General features: G+C 69.0%; 14 protein-coding genes. 3 read left to right on the forward strand and 11 right to left on the reverse strand.

Annotated elements, in window-relative coordinates; translation table 11 throughout:
* Positions 1-69: 69 nt before the first annotated feature.
* The 5 genes from KY497_RS15855 to KY497_RS15875 all read right to left on the reverse strand — a co-directional run bounded on the left by KY497_RS15855 (position 70) and on the right by KY497_RS15875 (position 9,155).
* Positions 70-1,227: an SseB family protein gene (locus KY497_RS15855; protein WP_219869487.1), complete on the reverse strand. Its 1,158-nt coding sequence runs from the start codon at positions 1,225-1,227 to the stop codon at positions 70-72.
* Between the two features lie 62 nt (positions 1,228-1,289).
* Positions 1,290-3,764: an ATP-dependent helicase gene (locus KY497_RS15860; protein WP_017828308.1), complete on the reverse strand. Its 2,475-nt coding sequence runs from the start codon at positions 3,762-3,764 to the stop codon at positions 1,290-1,292.
* Between the two features lie 105 nt (positions 3,765-3,869).
* Positions 3,870-6,980 carry a lamin tail domain-containing protein gene (locus tag KY497_RS15865; protein ID WP_219869488.1) on the reverse strand — a complete coding sequence of 1,037 codons (3,111 nt, stop codon included), beginning with the start codon at positions 6,978-6,980 and terminating at the stop codon, positions 3,870-3,872.
* A gap of 199 nt (positions 6,981-7,179) precedes the next feature.
* On the reverse strand, positions 7,180-8,199 hold the full coding sequence (locus KY497_RS15870) for an ABC transporter permease (protein WP_055877415.1): 1,020 nt from the start codon (positions 8,197-8,199) through the stop codon (positions 7,180-7,182).
* Positions 8,196-9,155, reverse strand: coding sequence for an ABC transporter ATP-binding protein (locus KY497_RS15875; RefSeq protein ID WP_219869489.1), 960 nt, complete (start codon positions 9,153-9,155; stop codon positions 8,196-8,198). The genes KY497_RS15870 and KY497_RS15875 overlap by 4 nt, the downstream gene beginning before the upstream one ends.
* 89 nt (positions 9,156-9,244) lie before the next feature.
* On the opposite strand from KY497_RS15875, the gene KY497_RS15880 reads away from it, so the two are divergent.
* Positions 9,245-9,643, forward strand: coding sequence for a YccF domain-containing protein (locus KY497_RS15880; RefSeq protein ID WP_046748802.1), 399 nt, complete (start codon positions 9,245-9,247; stop codon positions 9,641-9,643).
* A 33-nt stretch (positions 9,644-9,676) separates the two neighbouring features.
* Here the strand turns inward: KY497_RS15880 and KY497_RS15885 are convergent, their stop codons facing one another.
* Positions 9,677-10,663: a glycerophosphodiester phosphodiesterase family protein gene (locus tag KY497_RS15885; protein WP_258185761.1), complete on the reverse strand. Its 987-nt coding sequence runs from the start codon at positions 10,661-10,663 to the stop codon at positions 9,677-9,679.
* A gap of 90 nt (positions 10,664-10,753) precedes the next feature.
* On the opposite strand from KY497_RS15885, the gene KY497_RS15890 reads away from it, so the two are divergent.
* Both KY497_RS15890 and KY497_RS15895 read left to right on the forward strand, forming a co-directional pair.
* Complete coding sequence (locus tag KY497_RS15890; protein WP_141387171.1) at positions 10,754-11,680, forward strand: Bax inhibitor-1/YccA family protein; 927 nt, start codon at positions 10,754-10,756, stop codon at positions 11,678-11,680.
* Between the two features lie 166 nt (positions 11,681-11,846).
* On the forward strand, positions 11,847-12,119 hold the full coding sequence (locus KY497_RS15895; protein ID WP_219869491.1) for a GlsB/YeaQ/YmgE family stress response membrane protein: 273 nt from the start codon (positions 11,847-11,849) through the stop codon (positions 12,117-12,119).
* A gap of 79 nt (positions 12,120-12,198) precedes the next feature.
* Here the strand turns inward: KY497_RS15895 and KY497_RS15900 are convergent, their stop codons facing one another.
* The 5 genes from KY497_RS15900 to KY497_RS15920 form a co-directional block, all read right to left on the reverse strand.
* Positions 12,199-13,494 (reverse strand): RNA polymerase sigma factor, encoded by a 1,296-nt coding sequence (locus KY497_RS15900; RefSeq protein ID WP_219869492.1) that lies wholly within the window; start codon positions 13,492-13,494, stop codon positions 12,199-12,201.
* Between the two features lie 13 nt (positions 13,495-13,507).
* Positions 13,508-13,933: a YciI family protein gene (locus tag KY497_RS15905; RefSeq protein WP_017828299.1), complete on the reverse strand. Its 426-nt coding sequence runs from the start codon at positions 13,931-13,933 to the stop codon at positions 13,508-13,510.
* 159 nt (positions 13,934-14,092) lie between these two features.
* The gene (locus KY497_RS15910; protein WP_219869493.1) at positions 14,093-15,499 is read right to left on the reverse strand and encodes a glycosyltransferase; all 1,407 of its coding nucleotides are present in this window, start codon (positions 15,497-15,499) and stop codon (positions 14,093-14,095) included.
* Positions 15,490-17,076: a glutamine-hydrolyzing GMP synthase gene (guaA, locus tag KY497_RS15915; RefSeq protein WP_055870451.1), complete on the reverse strand. Its 1,587-nt coding sequence runs from the start codon at positions 17,074-17,076 to the stop codon at positions 15,490-15,492. Before guaA ends, KY497_RS15910 begins: the two co-directional genes overlap by 10 nt.
* Positions 17,073-17,585 (reverse strand): DUF3817 domain-containing protein, encoded by a 513-nt coding sequence (locus tag KY497_RS15920; protein WP_055870449.1) that lies wholly within the window; start codon positions 17,583-17,585, stop codon positions 17,073-17,075. The genes guaA and KY497_RS15920 overlap by 4 nt, the downstream gene beginning before the upstream one ends.
* Between the last annotated feature and the right edge of the window lie 119 nt (positions 17,586-17,704).

Below are 17,704 nucleotides of genomic sequence, written 5' to 3' on the forward strand. Positions count from 1 at the left end.
AGCGCCGCCCGGACAGACGGAACCCCGCGCGCCTCGACGGCGCGCGGGGTTCGCATCGGTCGCGTCGGATCAGTCGCCGAGGTCGACCGCCAGTACGAGAACCGGCGTGAGTGCATCCCGCTCGACGACGATCGAGGGGCCGGCCGAGTCGACGATCACGCCGGCGATGTCGGTGTGGCTGGTGAGCACCTTCGCCAGCTGCTCGGGCGCGAACGGGAGCGGACGGTCGCCGCGTCCCAGCGCGATGACCTCGAGCGGGTGCGAGAACAGCTGCAGGAATCGGCGGCCGTCGGTGGTCTGCGCCTCGGCGATACCGACGGGGCCACCGCCGGAGCCGTCGTTGACCGCCACCCACATCCGCTTCGTGGCGAGGGCTTCGCCGACCTTGACGACGGAATCCTGCTCGCGCGGGGCGGCGAGGATGCTCTTCACGGTCATGTCGACATCGGCCTGCTCGAGGGTCTTCTGCAGAAGCTCGGTCGGGAACACCACACGGTGCGGCGCCGAAGCGTTGTCGACGATGAGTCCGGCGAAGTCGCCGGACACGACCTGCTGCAGCACCGAGGTGACCGGCTGGGCGACGGCCGACGTCCCCGACGGGTCCGCCTCGAGCTGCACGGAATCGCGCACCGCGCCGGCCGAGCTGAACGCCAGCATGTACTGACGGTCTTCGGCGTCGCGCACGACGGCGACGGAGAGCGGCTTGCCCTCGCTGATCTGTGCGCGCGCATCGCCGTTCACACGGATGTACAGGTGCCCCTGGAGCGCCTGACGCATCACGCCGAGAAGCTGGTCGTTGGTCGCGCCCGCTTCGATCTCGGTGAGGGCTTCGCGCAGCAGCACGTTGTCCTTCATCCCGGCGACGGTCTCTGTCTGCTCGGGCGGCATCGCGGAGGCGAGAGGCAGACGCCGCTCCTCTGGCGCGTGCGGCTGAGCGGTCGGAGGCGGCGTGGTCCGTGGTGCGGCGGGCGCCGCAACCGGCTGCGCGTCGGTGGTCGACGCGCCCTCTGCGCTCGGCAGCGCGACCTCGGGCCCGGCTTCCGCGCCGACGCCCCGGAAAGCCTGCACCGAGATGCCGATCGACGGTGCCGCGACGGGCTGCTCCGCCTCGACGGTGGGCGCGTCGGTCGGGCGCGTATCGTTCTGCGCGGCGTCGGTCTCGACGGCCTCGGTGGTGGGGGCGACGGCATCGTCACCGGACTTCTTGCGGCGGGAGAAGAGGGCCATATGAGCCAGCCTAACCGGCAATCCGACCGGTGTTTCGCCGAAGCGGAAACACCCGCGGCGGGCTAGATCTTCTCGATCGGTGCGACCTTGATGAGGAGCTTCTTCTGTCCCGCCGAGTCGAATCGCACGTGGGCGATGCGCTTCGCACCCTCACCCGTCACCGCGTCCACTCGCCCCTCGCCGAAGTCGACGTGACGGATGCGATCGCCGGCGGCGAGTTCGAGGTCTCCGTTGTCGCGCATCTTGGCCGTGACCCGGTTGGGGAACTTGTCCATCGCTGTCGACAGCGGCTTCAGGGAGTCGCGCCCCGGCAGCGACTTCACCGCGAACCGGTCTCCTGAGCCCGAACCGCCGAAGCCGCCCTGGCGACGTGCGTTCAGTGCGCGCGACTGCATGCCGCCGCGCGAGTTCACATCGCCCGGCGACTGTCGCCAGTCGATCAGGCCCGCCGGGATCTCCTGCAGGAAGCGGCTGGGCATCGCGACCGTGACCTCGCCGAACTGCGCCCTCGTCATCGCGAGGGACAGGTGCAGACGCTTGCGGGCACGCGTGATTCCGACGTAGAAGAGTCGACGCTCCTCCTGCGGTCCACCGGGCTCGCCGGCCGAGATGCGGTGCGGGATGAGGTCTTCCTCGACGCCGGTGACGAACACGGCGTCGTACTCCAGACCCTTGGCCGTATGCATGGTCATGAGCGAGACCGAGCCCGACTCGTCGTCGAGGTCATCGGCATCGGAGACCAGGGCGACCTCGGTGAGGAAGTCGACGATCGTGCCTTCGGGGTTGTTGCGCGCGAAGTCGCGGGCGACGGCGACGAACTCGTCGAGGTTCTCGACGCGCGCCTCGTCCTGCGGATCGCGGCTCGCACGCAGTGCGTCGAGATACCCGCTCTTGCCCAGCAGCAGACTCAGGCCGTCGGCTACCGCGGTGGGCGGCGGCAGCTCGCCGCTGGCGGGTGTCAGGATGGCGGCGGCTTCGGCGAGCACCGCGTCGAGCTGACCGATCGCCGCCTGGATCTTCGGCCCGACGCCGAGCTGGCCCGGCATCGACAGTGCATCGCGGAAGCTGATGCCGTTCTCCTCGGCGAACCGGGCGATGGCGGTCTCGGTCACGTCTCCGATGCCGCGCCGTGGCTTGTTCAGGATGCGCCGCACCGACATCTCGTCGGCCGGGTTCGCGACCGCGACGAGATACGCGAGTGCATCCTTGATCTCGGCACGGTCGTAGAACTTCGTGCCGCCCATGATCTTGTACGGCACCGCGGAGCGGATGAAGATCTCCTCCAGCGCACGGGACTGCGAGTTCGTGCGGTAGAACACCGCCATCTCGGAGTAGGGCATACCGGCCCGGTGCAGCGCCTCGACCTCATCGGCCACGAACTGCGCCTCGTCGTGCTGCGAGTAGCCCGTGAAGCCGATGATGGGATCGCCGTCGCCCTTGTCGCTCCAGAGCTTCTTGTCCTTGCGGTCGAAGTTGTTGCCGATCACCGCGTTCGCCGCCGACAGGATGTTCTGCGTCGACCGGTAGTTCTGCTCGAGAAGCACCACTCGAGCACCCGGGAAGTCGCGTTCGAACTCGCTGATGTTGCGGATGTCCGCCCCGCGGAACGCGTAGATCGACTGGTCGGAGTCGCCGACCACGGTGAGCGAGGCGCCGGGCTCACCGGCATCCGCCGTTGGCGCCGGATCGGGCTCGAAGATCATCATGCCGTTGGAGGCATATGGATCGGGGGCGGAACCCGCAGCCCCCGACACGGGGCGCGTGAGCTCGTGGATCAGCGAGTACTGGGCGTGGTTGGTGTCCTGGTACTCGTCGACCAGGATGTGGCGGAAACGGCGGCGGTAGGTGTCGGCGACCTGCGGGAACGCCCGGAACAGGTACACGGTCTGCCCGATCAGATCGTCGAAGTCGAAGGCGTTGGCCTTCTGCAGCTGCCGCTGGTAGTCGGCGAAGACCTCGACGAAGACCCGTTCGGCCGGATCGCTCATGTTGGCCTGGCGCGCGTACGACTCGGCGTCGGACAGCTCGTTCTTGAGCTTGGAGATGCGCGACTGCACCGACGCGGGCGTGAGCCCGTAGGCGTCGGCCTCGTGCTCCTTGACCAGGCGCTTGAGGAGCGCCCGCGAGTCGCCGGAGTCGTAGATCGTGAACGACTTGGTGTAGCCGAACTGCTCGGCCTCACGGCGCAGGATGCGCACGCACGCGGAGTGGAACGTGGAGATCCACATGCCACGGGCGGCGTCGCCGATCAGTCCCTCGACACGCTCGCGCATCTCTCCGGCGGCCTTGTTGGTGAAGGTGATCGCGAGGATCTGACTCGGCCATGCCTCCCGCCCGCGCAGCAGCGAGGCGATGCGGCGGGTGAGCACGCTGGTCTTGCCCGATCCGGCCCCCGCGACGATGAGCAGCGCGGGACCGCGATAGGTGACGGCCTCGAGCTGCTGCGGGTTGAGGCCGGCGAGGAGATCGTCCTGTCCAGGGGCTCCCGACGAGCGAGGACCGGTGGTGGAGGGGACGATGAGAGGAGCTTCGGTCATGGCCTTATGAGTCTAGGCGTCGGCACCGACACCACGGCACGGGATCCCGGGGCGCAGACGGCGGGAGGAGGGGTGCGCGGCCGGCCTGCGCACCCCTCCTCCGGCTCAGGCGTCGCGTTTCCGACGGCGGACGGCCACCGCACCGGCGGTGAGGAGCATCAGTGCCAGGGCGACGGCGGCCACGGGGAGCTCGGAGCCGGTGGTCGCGAGTCCACCTGCACCTGTGCCGGTCCCGGCACCGGTGCCCGTCCCTGCGGCGATGCGGATGTCCGCCCAGCCGAGGATCCCACCGCTCGCGTCGAACACGGCGATCCGGTGCGCGCCGAGTGGTGCGTCGGCGGGGATCGTCACCGCGATCGTGCCCCCGGAGGTGAGCGTCCCCGAGGCGATCCGCGACGGGTCGGAGTACATCCACACCGACACCTGCGCGCCTGCACTCTTCACACCGACGGTGACGGTGACCTTCTGCCCGGGGGTCGCGATCGAGGGGTCCACCGTCAGACCGTTGCGGTTGTCGTCGACGAGGCCGGTGCCCGGAAGCGGCGGGGTCTCACCGCCCGGGTTCTCACCGCTGGCTCCGGGGAGCGTCCCGGTGCGCAGCGCTTCGGACGCGAAGCCGTCGGCGAACCACCACACCGGACGCCGCCCGTCGACCGACAGCGAGGCCGGCGCGGTCGCGAAGCCCTCGTTGTTGATGTCGGGCATGCCGGCGGGGCGGGCGTAGTGGGCGGTGCCCGGCTGCGCGGTGCCGTTCAGCGTGATCTCCACCGAGCGGCCCTGGCAGCCGTCGTCGCACACGGCCCACAGCGTCTTGCGCACGCTGTCGTAGTCGAGCGCCATCACTCCGGTGAGACCTGGGGCGATCTCCGAAACCAGCGTCGCCGAACCGTCGGACCCGAGGGCGAAGGCGTAGACGTGGCCGTTGTCCTCGACCGCGACGAAGAACAGCCCACCGCCGTGACCGGCGTAGCTCTTCGGGTCGTACGCCGCGCTCTTGCTGTCGTCGAAGAGCTTCCCGGCCAGCGCCGAGTCCGGCACCCACTGCACGGCCTCCATGCCGAGGTTCGCACCCACGGCCGGCAGCAGAGAGGTCAGATCCCATTCCTGCTGAGCGACGAGGTCGCCGTTCGAGGCGTCGGGGTCGACCTTGAGCACCACGTTCTGGTTCACACCCTTGGCGCTGTTGTCCCGTTCGGAGGCCACGTACACGAAGCCGTCGCCGTCGACCGTGATGCCCTCGGTGTCGGGGCCCGCGGCTGCCGGGTTCGCGGCATCCTTCTGGAAGCGCACGCGCTTGCCCGCATCCCATCCGTCGGCCTTCTCGACCGAGCCGTCGGCGTGCGCCTCGAGCTTCCAGATCCGACCCTCGCCGTTGTCGACCGCCCAGAGGAAGGCGCCATCGGCGGTCTCCTGCACGTCGAGCCCTGAGCTGTCTTCGAGGAACGTCGGGATGCTGTCGACCACGCGCACGTCGGCAGAGCCGGGCCACGTCGCCACCGCGATCTCTCCCGCGCAGACGTTGGCCGCGCCCTTCGTGGATTCGGCCGTGCTGGCGAAGGCACCCGTGGTGTCAGGGCAGCGGCCCCAGGTGGTCGCCGCGTGGCCGTCGCCCCAGGAGGCCTCGTCGACGAGCAGGTCGCCGTCGAACACCCGCACCGCATCGCCGGCGCCGAGGCCGAAGCCGAGCTGGGCCCGCTCGATCACGAGGTACTCCCCCGCGCCGATGCTGGTGCCGGCCGGGATCGCGTAGGCGTGGGTGTCGTCGTCGTCCTTCACCACGATGCCCGACACATCGAGCGCGGTGCCGGTCGGGTTGACCAGCTCCACCCAGTCGTCGGGCGAGCCGCCGTCGGATTCGACCTCGTTGATGCGCACGGGGTTGCCGCAGGCGTTGCGCAGTCCCTTGGTCGAGACCGCGATGTCGATGAGATCGCCCGTGCCGTCCGCACAACGGGCGAGGACGCCGGCGGCGTGCGCGGCGTACGTGTGCTCGTCGACCGTGTTGCCGTTCGCGTCACGGACGGTGACGGTGTCGCCGTTGCCGAGTCCGAAGACGAAGTTCGCCGGCTGGTCGAAGACGAAGTAGCCGCCCGGCTGCACGATCGTGCCCGCCGGCAGCGGTGTGGTCTCGGCTGCATGGCCTGCGGGGTCGTTGTCCATCACTGTCCAGCCGGACAGGTCGACTGACGTGGTGCCGGTGTTCACGACCTCGACCCAGTCGGTGGCATCGCCGTTCGACTCGATCTCGTTGATGACGACGTCGGGCATGACACACGAATTCGTCGCCCCCGGAGTCGGTCGGGCGAGCACGAAGGCGCCGACGCCGTCCGGGCATCGCGCGAGTGTGGCTGCAGCGAAGTCTCCGTCGATCGCGGCGTGCCCCTGCCACGGCAGAGTGTCGTCGATCATCGCGCCGGAGGCGTCGTAGAGGCGGATGCGGTCGGCGCTGCCGATGCCGATCGGCTCGCGGAACGCGGCTTCGACACCGCCGGAGAGACCCACCGTCCCCTCCTCGACGACGAGGAACTGTCCCGCTCCGATCTGCGTGCCGTCGAGGAACTGCCAGCGGTGGTCATCGGAGTTGTCGCGGATCTCGTAGCCCGAGATGTCGAGCGCCTCGGTGCCGGGGTTGTGGAACTCCACCCAGTCGGCGGGCTGCGAGTCGACCTCGTTGATGACGATGGAGCCGGCGACCGGTGCGACCGAGCAGTCGTTGGGGGTGCCGGGCGTGGCCGCCGTCGCCGGCGCCCAGGCCCCCGTGCCGTCGGGGCAGCGCGCCCACACCGACAACGGTGCGGTGTTCTCGTAGGCGTAGGAGTCGACCTCGGTGCCGCTCGGGTCGAAGAGCACGACCTCGTCGCCCTTGCCGAGCCCGAAGGCGAAGTCGACATCCCTCACGAGCACCAGGAACTCCCCCGGAGCCAGCGAGGTACCCTGCGGAGCCGTGCCGAAGCTGTCGCGCTTCTCATCGGCGATGGTCCATCCGGTGAGGTCGACCGTCTCCGCTCCGGCGTTGTAGATCTCGACCTGGTCGGCGAGACCGGTCGCCGCGTCGTCGTAGACGATCTCGTTCAGCACGAGACTCGGAGCGGCCGAGACCGTCTCGGAGGGGATGCCGGGATCGGCACCGATCGCGGCGGCGGGAGTGGCGAGCAGGGCGGCGGCGCTCAAGGCGCACACCGCCGCGACCGCAGCTGCACTGTGCAGGCGGGGCATGGAGGACTCCTGGGTGGCTGGGCCGGCGGTCCCCGCTGGTCGCGGGGCCGACCGGGAGGGGACTCAGTCGGGTACCAGCCCAGACCACCGATCCCGCGTGGCCGCAGAGGATCCCTCGGGTGCACGGCAGATGAACGGGAGGTGGCGATTGCCCGCATCCTCCTCGTCAGCGCACTCGGTGCCGCTCCGGTCGGAGCATTCAGGCGATGCGGGTTCCCGGAGGCAGACGTCGAGCCGGCGTCCGGGTGCGCGCCCAGGCGCCGGCGAACAGCGAGCCCGCGATGACGACCTGTACGCCGAGGCCGACGAACCAGCTCGGCACCGACGAAGCGATCACCTCTTCGGCCGTAGGTGTCTGGCCATCCCCGTCGCACGGGTCCCAGCGCTGCTCGAGCGGAGACTGCTGGGCGCTGCGCAGGCCGTACTTGATCTGACCGAACATGTCGACCGGATACCCCTCCGGCGAGAACTCGGTCGGGGTCGCATCGGCGAGGACGATGAACGGGTTCGCGGCGAGCGTCCACCAGACCAGGTCGAACCGCGGCACCTCCTGCGTGCTGTTGACCTCCCAGCGATCACAGTCGGGGTTCCCGTTGGCGTCGTACGGACGCGAATAGACGGTCGCCTCGCTGCGCACCGCCATGCCGCCGAGCCCGAACGCGATGAGCGTACCGAACACGAGCGCGGCGACGACCAGATAGGTCGTCGCGACCGAGAACAGCGGACGGGCGATGAGCCCGCTCAGACCCACGCCGATCGCGGCCACGATGATGATCTCCGCCGCGAGCACGAGCAGCGAGAGGAGCAGCACGACCGGGTTCGCTCCTCCTCCCAGCAGCGACAGGGCGAGGAAAGGCAGCGCGACGACGAGGAACGCTCCGCCGGTGGCGACCGCCGCGACGAGTTTGCCGAGCATGATGTCACCGGTCGATGCGGCGGTCACCTGCACCGCGGCGAGCGTCGCCGCATCCCGATCCCCGTTGATCGCATTGCCGCTGAGCGTCGGCGACACCAGCACGACGAGCAGCAGCACGATGTTGACGACGATCGAGTACACGCCTGCGCCGATGGCATCGCCCCAGGAGTACACGGCGAACGAGAGCCCCGTAACGCCGAGCAGCACCAGGGCGAAGACGCCCAGCAGCACGTACCAGCCCACACTGCGCAGGCGCTGGGTCAGTTCGAGTCGGGCGATGATGCCGATGTTCGCGAGGCTCATGCGCCCGCCTCCGTTCCGGTGGGTGCCTGGTGTGGTGTCGCGTGCTGCAGGTTCAGGAACGTGTGCTCCAGCTGGCTCTGCGCCGGTGCGAACTCCACGACAGGGAGTCCCGCTTCGACGAGATGCCGCAGGGCCTGCGCCGCGGCGTCCTCCCACTCGAACCCGACGAGCACCGCGCCGCGATCCTGGGCGAGCGACTCGGGGGCGATGCCGAGGTTCGAGGCCACCTGCCAGGCATCGGCGTTCATCCGCTCCGGGGTCGCGCCGGCGAGGCGTAGCCGCCAGGCGCGCACCATGCTCCGCGCGGGAGCGGCATCGACGACGGCACCGGCGACGAGGAACACCGCGTCGTCGACGACCTCCTCGAGCTCCGAGAGGATGTGGCTCGAGATCAGCACCGTGCGGCCCTCCGCCGCGAAACGGCGCAGCAGCACGCGCAGCTGCACACGCGCCTCCGGGTCGAGGCCGGAAGCCGGCTCGTCAAGGAGCAGCACCTTCGGGTCGTGCACGAGGGCACGGGCCAGTCCGAGCTTCTGCTTCTGCCCGCGGGACAGCACCTTCGCGGGGGAATCGGCGAGATCGGAGAGCCCGACGAGCGCCAGCAGCTGCTCGGCACGGACCGCGGCCTCGGGCTTGTCGATGCCGTACAGGCGGGCGGTCGTGACGATGGTCTCCCGCGCCGTGAGCGACGGCCAGGCGCCGAGAGCGTCCGGCATCCACCCGAGAAGACGTCTCGCCGCCAGCGGATCGACGGATGGATCGACACCCCCGATGCTGATCGTCCCGGTGTCGGGGGCGAGGAGGGAGGCGAGCATCAGGAGCAGCGTCGTCTTGCCTGCTCCGTTCGGCCCCACGAGGCCAGTCACGCGGCCGGGCTCGGCCCGAAGAGTGGCCCCCCTCACCGCCTGCACCGTCCCGAACGCTCTACTGACGTCTTGCACCACGATTCCGGTCATGCGGTCAGTCTGGCATCGGGGAACCGTCGCACCCCGGACCTCGGGGCGGATGCTCAGGCCCACCCGAACACAGGTGACACAATCAGCTCATGCGCACGATCCTCAACATCATCTGGGTCATCCTGGCCGGATGGGCCCTCTTCCTCGGGTACGTCCTGGCCGGCATCCTGCTGTGCATCCCGATCATCACGATCCCGTGGGCGATCGCCTCCTTCCGCATCGCCGCCTACGCGATCTGGCCGTTCGGCCGCGAGGTCATCAGCAAGCCGACCGCGGGCGTCGGGTCGTTCCTCGGCAACGTGCTGTGGGTGATCCTCGCGGGGTGGTGGCTCGCGATCGGCCACATCGTCTCGGGCATCCTGCTGTGCATCACGATCATCGGCATCCCGATGGGCATCGCCGACTTCAAGATGGTGCCGGTCTCTCTCATGCCGCTCGGCAAGGAGATCGTCTCCACCCGCAGGGGCGCCTTCGACCGCACGCTCTGAGCGGGCTCCACGCACTCTGAGCCCGCGCGCAGGTCAGCTGCGGAAGAAGGCGACGCCCAGATCCGGATGATCGACGAACACGCCGTCGATGCCCTGGCGGGCGATGACTCCCCACTCCGCCTCGTAGTCGCCGTAGTCGCCGCGTCCGCCCTGGCCGCGGAACTCCGCCGCGAGGAAGGCGTTCTCCGGGCGGCACGTCCAGGTGAACACCTGGAGGCCTCGTGCGTGCGCGTCGGCGACGATCGTGTTGCCGCGGTCGAGCAGCATCTTCTTGCTCACGCTGATGCCGTCGACGCGCCCGACGAGGCCGTCGAGCCCCTGGGCCTTCACCGTCGCCTTGTACGTGAGCGCGTGCGAGCCCTCGGCCGTCAGGAGGTCGTACGGACGTCCCGATGCCTCGATCAGATAGATGTACGACGCAGAGATCCCGCGCTCGCGCAGCTGACCGAGCACCGTCGACTCGAAGCACTCGATCACCAGCGGCAGCTCGCCCTCCGCCCATCCGGCCTCGCGCAGCTCGCGGTCGACCAGCGGGGCCAGGTCGAGGCCGATGCTCGCGAAGTACGTGGCGTGCTTGACCTCGAGCACCACACCGATCTCGCGTCCGTGCTCCGCCGACCCGTCACGCACGATGTCGAGCACGTCCCGGAGGCGCAGGATCGGCTGGGCACCGTCGAAGCTCGCACTCGACGTCCGCACCTCCGGCAGTCGTTCGCGGATCCGCAGCGTGGACAGCTCGGCCCAGGTGAAGTCCTCGCTGAACCAGCCGGTCAGCGCCTGCCCGTCGACGCGCTTGGTCGTCTTGCGGTCGGCGAACTCGGGGTGCTCGGCCACATCGGTCGTGCCCGAGATCTCGTTCTCGTGCCGCACGATGAGCACACCGTCCTTCGTCGCCACGACGTCGGGCTCGACCGCATCGACTCCCATGGCGAGTGCGAGCTCGTAGGAGGAGCGACTGTGCTCCGGACGGTAGCCGGGCGCACCGCGGTGCCCGATGACGAGGGGGGATTTCCTGGGCACGCTCTCAGCGTAGAACACCCCGTCGACGTCCCCTCCCGAGTATCGTTGAGGCAAGAGACCTACTACCCCCCTTTGGAGTGAGGCCCACCAATGAGCAACTTCGCTTTCAACAACCCTGCTTTCCAGCAACAGGACCCGCGCAACGTCGCGACGTACCCGGGCGGACCTCAGGCTGCCCAGGGCGCGCAGAACGCCTCGCTCCAGCACGGGGCGATGGACGCCGCCGCCAATGCGCAGCTCGAAGGCATGTACGCCGCCCCGCCGGCCGGTGCCATCGAGACCGACCGCATGTCGGTCGAGGACACGGTCTGGAAGACCGCCGGCCTGTTCGGCATCCTTCTCGTCACCGCCGCGATCGGCTGGGTGCTGACGCTCGGTGGCCTGGATGTGCCGAAGTACAACCCGTACAGCGACTTCCAGCCCAACATGCTGCCGTGGATCGTCGGCGCACTCGGCGGCTTCGTGCTCGCGATGGTCATCACGTTCACGTCGCGCAAGAAGGTCCGGCCCGCGCTGATCTTCGCCTACGCCGCGTTCGAGGGCCTCTTCATCGGTGGCATCTCGTCGTTCTTCGAGGTCATCTACCCCGGCATCGTCTTCCAGGCGACCCTCGCGACCGTCTCGGTCGTCGGTGTGACCCTGGCCCTCTTCGCGAGCGGCAAGATCCGCGCGTCGAAGAAGGCGACCAAGATCTTCATGATCGCCATGGTCGGCTACCTGGTCTTCTCGCTGCTGAACGTCGTCCTCATGTGGACCGGCGTGCTGCCCGAGGGACAGGCGTTCGGAATGCTCAGCGCCAACATCATGGGCATCCCGCTCGGTGTCATCATCGGCGTTCTCGTCGTGATCATGGCGGCGTACTCGCTCGTGCTCGACTTCGACCAGATCCAGCAGGGCGTCCGCAATGGCGCTCCCCGCCAGTACGGCTGGCTCGGCGCCTTCGGCATCATGGTCACGGTGGTCTGGCTCTACATCGAGATCCTGCGCATCATCGCGATCGTCCGCGGCAACAACTGACGTCGCACGTCACGAGATCACGAAGAGGTCCGTCTCCCGAGGGAGGCGGACCTCTTTGCATACCCGGGGGCGTGCGCGCAAGGGGTTGGCACTCAGGCAGCAACATCGGCAATGTGGATGTCAGAAGCCCCGGCACCCCGGGGCTCCCTATCCACAGGAGCTGACCATGAGTTTTCTCGGCTTTCTTCTTCTCGGCCTCATCGCCGGAGCCATCGCCAAGCTGATCCTTCCCGGCAAGCAGGGTGGCGGCTGGTTCATCACGCTGCTCCTCGGCGTCGTCGGTGCGCTGCTCGGCGGCTGGCTCGGCAGTCTGATCCTCAACCGTCCGCTCACCGAGTTCTTGGACCTCGGCACCTGGCTCCTCGCCATCGCGGGTTCCATCATCGTGCTCCTGATCTACGGCCTGATCGCCGGTCGCGGCCAGAAGGCGCGCAACTGACACACCGGGGAAGCGACGTCGTGCACGTCGATCCCACCGCTCGTCCCCCTCGGCAGCTCCGGCTTCCGAGGGGGACGAGTCATTTCTCGGCCCCGCTCGCCTTCCGCTCCAGCAGCGCCCGCTCCCGATCGTTGCCCGCGAGACCGGCGGCGACGACGAAATCGCTCCTCGCCTCCTCCTCGCGCCCGAGCCGACGCAGCAGCTCACCCCGCGTCGCCGGCAGCAGGTGGTAGCCGCGCAGTGCCCCCGAACCCGTCAGCTCATCGACGATGCGCAGCGCGGACGCGGGCCCGGTGGCCATCGCGACGGCTGCGGCACGGTTGAGCTCCACGACCGGCGACGGGGAGATGCGACCGAGTGCCTCGTACAGGAGCACGATCCGGTCCCAGTCGGTCTCATCGACCGACCGGGCAACCGCATGACACTCGGCGATCACGGCCTGCAGGCAGTAGGCGCCGCGTCCGCGTCCGAGCGCGTCCGCTCTCGCCAGGGACGCCCGCCCGCGCGCGATGCGGCTGCGGTCCCAGCGCCTGCGGTCCTGGTCGGCCAGCAACACGGGGGCGCCGTGGCGATCCACCCGCGCGGCGAACCGCGCCGCCGTCAGCTCCATCAGCGCCAGCAGTCCGTGCACCTCGGGCTCCTGCGGCATCAGTGCGGCGAGCACCCGGCCCAGGCGGATGGCCTCGTCACTCAGCTCCGGACGCATCCACTCGGGACCGCTGCTGGCGGCATGGGCTTCGTTGAAGATCAGGTACAGCACGCCGAGGATCGCACCGATGCGCTGGGCGCGTTCCTCACGCGGGGGAACCTCGAACGGGGCGTTCGCGGCGGCCAGCGTCTTCTTCGCACGGACGATGCGCTGTTGCACGGTGGCGGTCGGCGCCAGGAAGGCGCGCGCGATCTCCTCGCTGGACAGCCCTCCCACGACACGCAGGGTCAGAGCGACCTGAGCCTCCCGGGAGAGCACAGGGTGGCAGGAGATGAAGATCAGACGCAGCACATCGTCGTCGACGACATCCGGATCCCACAGCAGGTCTCCGCCCTTCCCCTGTTCCTGCTCGAGGTCGTGCGCGAGCAGGGCGAGACGCTCGTCGAGGCGCTCCTGCCGTCGCCACCGGTCGACGGCCCTGCGCTTGGCCACCGCCGTGAGCCAGGCACCGGCGTTGCGAGGAACCCCCTCCGTCGGCCACTGCTGCAGCGCATCGACGAGCGCTTCCTGGGCCAGCTCTTCCGCGAGACCGAAGTCGCCGACCATCCGGGTGAGAGCACCGACGATGCGGGCGGACTCGATGCGCCAGACGGCGGAGACGGCGCGTTGGGCAGACCCGGGGTCGGGTGCCGAACGCGCCGTCTCACCGTGAGCGGAAGCGTGCATCGCCGCTATCGCCTCACTGCTGGGCGCGCTGAGCCTGCTCCTCGCGCCAGCCGGCTTCCTTCTCGATCCACTCGTTGTCGGCGGGGAAGTCCTCGACTCCGGTCACCCTGCGCACCTCGAGGTACGACCCGCGTCCGAGAGGCGCGCGGCTGGCCCACTCCGCAGCCTCTTCGCGGGAAGAGACCTCGAGGATCCAGAAACCGTTGAACAGCTCCTTGGTCTCGCCGTAGGGGCCGTCGGTGATGAGCGGCTTCTCGGCGCTGAAGTCGACCACGAAACCCTCGGCGGCGTCGGTCAGACCCTCGCCGGCGACGAGCACTCCGGCCTTCATCATCGACTCGTTGTACTTGCCCATGGCCTCGATGACCTGCTCGAACGGCATCTCCTTGTACGCCTCGACGGCCTCGTCGGTCGCGCGCATGATGAGCATGAACTTCATGATGTTCTCCTTGTTCGAAGGGCCGTCTCTCGACCCTCTCATCAATGACGTCGAACGGGAACGGCCCGGATCGACATCACCCTGGAATTCTCTCCGAAGAAAGTTCTCGCGGGCGGCACGGTGAGGGGTGGTCCCTCGACGAGGATCGCTCGACGACGGTCAAGCGCGACGCGACGGGCGCGCGGCGGCATCGGCGATCACGGCGGTGAGCGCGTCGAGCGAACGCTGAGGGCTCCACGCTGCAGCGACCGACGGGGCCTCGGCGCTCAGCACCGCGAGTCGTTCCGGGTCGGTCAGGAGTGCGCGGATCGCCTCGGAGAGCGCGTCGACGTCGCCGCTGGGGACCAGCACGCCGCCGCCCTGTTCGAGCACGTCGCGGATGCCGTAGCGGGCGTCGTACGACACGACGGGCGCACCGTGCAGGAGCGCTTCCACGATCGACAACGGCTGCCCCTCGAAGGCGGTCGCGGTGACGATCATCGATGCCCGGTCGAGCACGGTCCCCGGTGAGTCGGTGTAGCCGGCGAGCAGCACGCGGTCGCCGGCGTCGAGCTCTTCGATGAGTGCCCGCAGTCGGTCCTCTTCGGGGCCTCCGCCCCAGATCTCCATCCGGGTGCCGGGAACGCCTGCGGCGAGGAACGCGCGGATGGCATGATCGATGCGCTTTCCGGGTGCGAGGCGGCCGAGCACGACCACCAGGCCGTCTTCGCGCAGATCATCGCGGCGTTCGACCGGCGCAATGGGGTTCGGCACCAGGACGTGAGAGGCCGAGGAGCCGAACCGTGCCACCACGTCGTCACGCTGCGTGGCGGTCGGCCAGATCACGGCGTCGAACCTGTCCGCCACGCGGAACCACCGCGTCCAGAGCGTGTTCATCGGCGCATCCGGGGTGTACGGCGCCTCCACGTGCATGGTGTGGATCGTGTGCAGGATGCGCACGCGCGGGTCGGACCAGTCGGCGATGAGCTCGCCCAGCTGTCGGGACTCGCAGATCACGATGATCTGCCGGTCGCCGAACGCGTCGGTCACCGTGTCGAGCCAGGCCCGGTAGAGGCCGCGGAACCCGTGCAGAGCCCCGGCCACCGCACCCGCGGCGTCGTACACGAGCACGGGCTCCTCGGTCAGGTGCCAATCCGGGTTCCCCGGGATCACCGGCAGCGCGACGAAGGGTCGCCCCTCGGGATCAGCCAGCACCCGGTACTCGACGTCGGGATCGGCGCTCACGGCGGCGTCGGCGGCGGCACGCAGCCAGTCGGCCGCTCCCCCGCCTTCCGCAACCGCTTCATCGAACAGATTGCGCAGACGCGAAGGGTCGGCGAGTGCGCCCTGCTCCGCGAAAGCCCGCCGGTGCTCGGCATGGTCGGCGGCGGTTCCCGGATCGAAGGTGAGCAGCTGCGGTCCTGTGCCGTCGGCGACACCGGCGGCGGCGAGCTGACGCGCACGTGCGAGTGTCGCGATCGTGTAGCCGCCGTCCATGCCGGGGATCAGCCGGCTGGACAGCACCACGTACGCGGCGTCGGGAAGTGCCGGCGCCGCGTCGGGGAGCGTCGCGCTCCCTACTCCCACTCGATCGTCCCCGGCGGCTTCGACGTGACGTCGAGCACGACGCGGTTGACGTCACGGACACCGTTGGTGATGCGATTGGAGATCTTCGACAGCACGTCGTACGGCAGCCTGGTCCAGTCGGCCGTCATGGCGTCTTCACTCGACACCGGGCGCAGCACGATCGGATGACCGTAGGTGCGGCCGTCGCCCTGCACGCCCACCGAGCGCACATCGGCCAGCAGCACGACGGGGCACTGCCAGATCTCCTGGTCGAGACCGGCCTTCGTCAGCTCCTCGCGGGCGATGGCGTCGGCCTCACGCAGAATCTCGAGACGGTCAGCGGTGACCTCACCGATGATCCGGATACCGAGACCGGGCCCCGGAAACGGCTGACGTCCGACGATCGCCTCGGGGATGCCGAGCTCGCGACCGATCGCACGCACCTCGTCCTTGAACAGGGCGCGCAGCGGTTCGATCAACTCGAAGTCGAGGTCGTCGGGAAGACCGCCCACGTTGTGGTGCGACTTGATGTTCGCGGTACCCGCACCGCCGCCGGACTCCACGACGTCGGGGTAGAGGGTGCCCTGCACGAGAAACTTCACCGGGGCGCCGCCCGAGGCCTTGGCCTCGGCGACGAGGTCGAGCTGCACCTTCTCGAACGCGCGGATGAACTCGCGTCCGATGATCTTGCGCTTCTCCTCGGGGTCGGTCACCCCCTGGAGGTGGCCGAGGAAGGTGTCGGCCGCGTCGACCGTGATCAGTCGCACACCGGTGGACTCCACGTAGTCCTTCTCGACCTGCTCGCGCTCGCCCTTGCGGAGCAGCCCGTGGTCGACGAAGACCGCCGTGAGCTGGTCGCCGATCGCCTTGTGCACGAGGGCCGTGGAGACGGCGGAGTCGACACCTCCGGAGAGGGCCGAGATCACGCGAGCGTCGCCGACCTGCTCGCGGATGCGCTCGATCTGCTCGGCGATCACGTTGCCGCTGTTCCAGTCGGAGGCGAGGCCCGCACCCTTGTGCAGGAAGTTCTCGAGCACGCGCTGGCCGTGGTCGGAGTGCTTGACCTCGGGGTGCCACTGCACGCCGTAGAAGCCGCGCTCCTCGTTCGCGAACGCCGCGACCTTGGTCGCATCCGTCGTCGCGAGCACGTCGAAGCCCTCCGGGGCCTTGGCGACCTGGTCGCCGTGGCTCATCCAGACGTTCTGCTGCGCGGGCTGGCCGCCCAGCAGTGTTCCGCCGTCACCCGTGATCACGGCATCCGTCGCCCCGTACTCACGCAGGCCGGTGTTCGCGACCTCTCCGCCGAGAGTCTGGGCCATGTACTGGAAGCCGTAGCAGATGCCGAGGGTCGGCACACCGAGGTCGAAGACCGCCGGGTCCAGGCGCGGAGCACCCTCTTCGTACACCGACGAAGGACCACCGGAGAGGATGATCGCGACCGGGTTCTTGGCGGCGATCTCCTCGGCCGTGGCGGTGTGCGGCACGATCTCGCTGTAGACACCCGCCTCGCGGACGCGACGGGCGATCAGCTGCGCGTACTGCGCGCCGAAGTCGACGACGAGCGCAGGGCGCTGCTGGGTCTCGGACTGTTCGGTCAACGGACACCTTCCGGGGCGGGGGCGGAAGTCTCTGCGGACTCCCTGGTGGCGAGATAGGTCTTCACTTCACGGGCGACGATCGCCTCCATGAAGAACGACAGCAGCGGGATGACACCGCCGAGCGCGAGCAGGATGAAGCGCGGGAACGGCCAGCGCATCAGGCTCCACATGCGGAAGCACGAGAACAGGTACACGACGTAGAACCAGCCGTGCGCCACGAGGATGAACAGCGACACGTTGAACCCGTCGCCGAGCGAGGTCATCTCGCACGAGTTCGTCCACGGGGCGAAGAGCGACCACCACTGGCAGTCGGGCCCGGCCAGGACGCCGGCGAACCAGAGCGGCCCCCCGGAGCCTCCGAGGAAGAGCTCGAGGTGGATCGGCGTGTACTTCAGCACCATCTCGGCGAGCAGCAGGAGCAGCATGACTCCTGTGATGATCGACGCGATCTGGTAGAACTTCAGCGCACCGCGGATCGCCGGAAAGCTGGCGACTTTCGGTTCGGGCATGCCTCCAGTCTAGCCGTCGGGAAATCGTGTCGAATCCGGTCGCCGGCGCATCGGAGAGGAGACGACGAAGGCCGCCGGGTTCGCACCCGACGGCCTTCGTCCGTGTCATCCGGTTACCG

Source organism: Microbacterium sp. PAMC22086 (assembly GCF_019443525.1).
GTDB classification, from domain to species: Bacteria; Actinomycetota; Actinomycetes; order Actinomycetales; family Microbacteriaceae; genus Microbacterium; species Microbacterium maritypicum.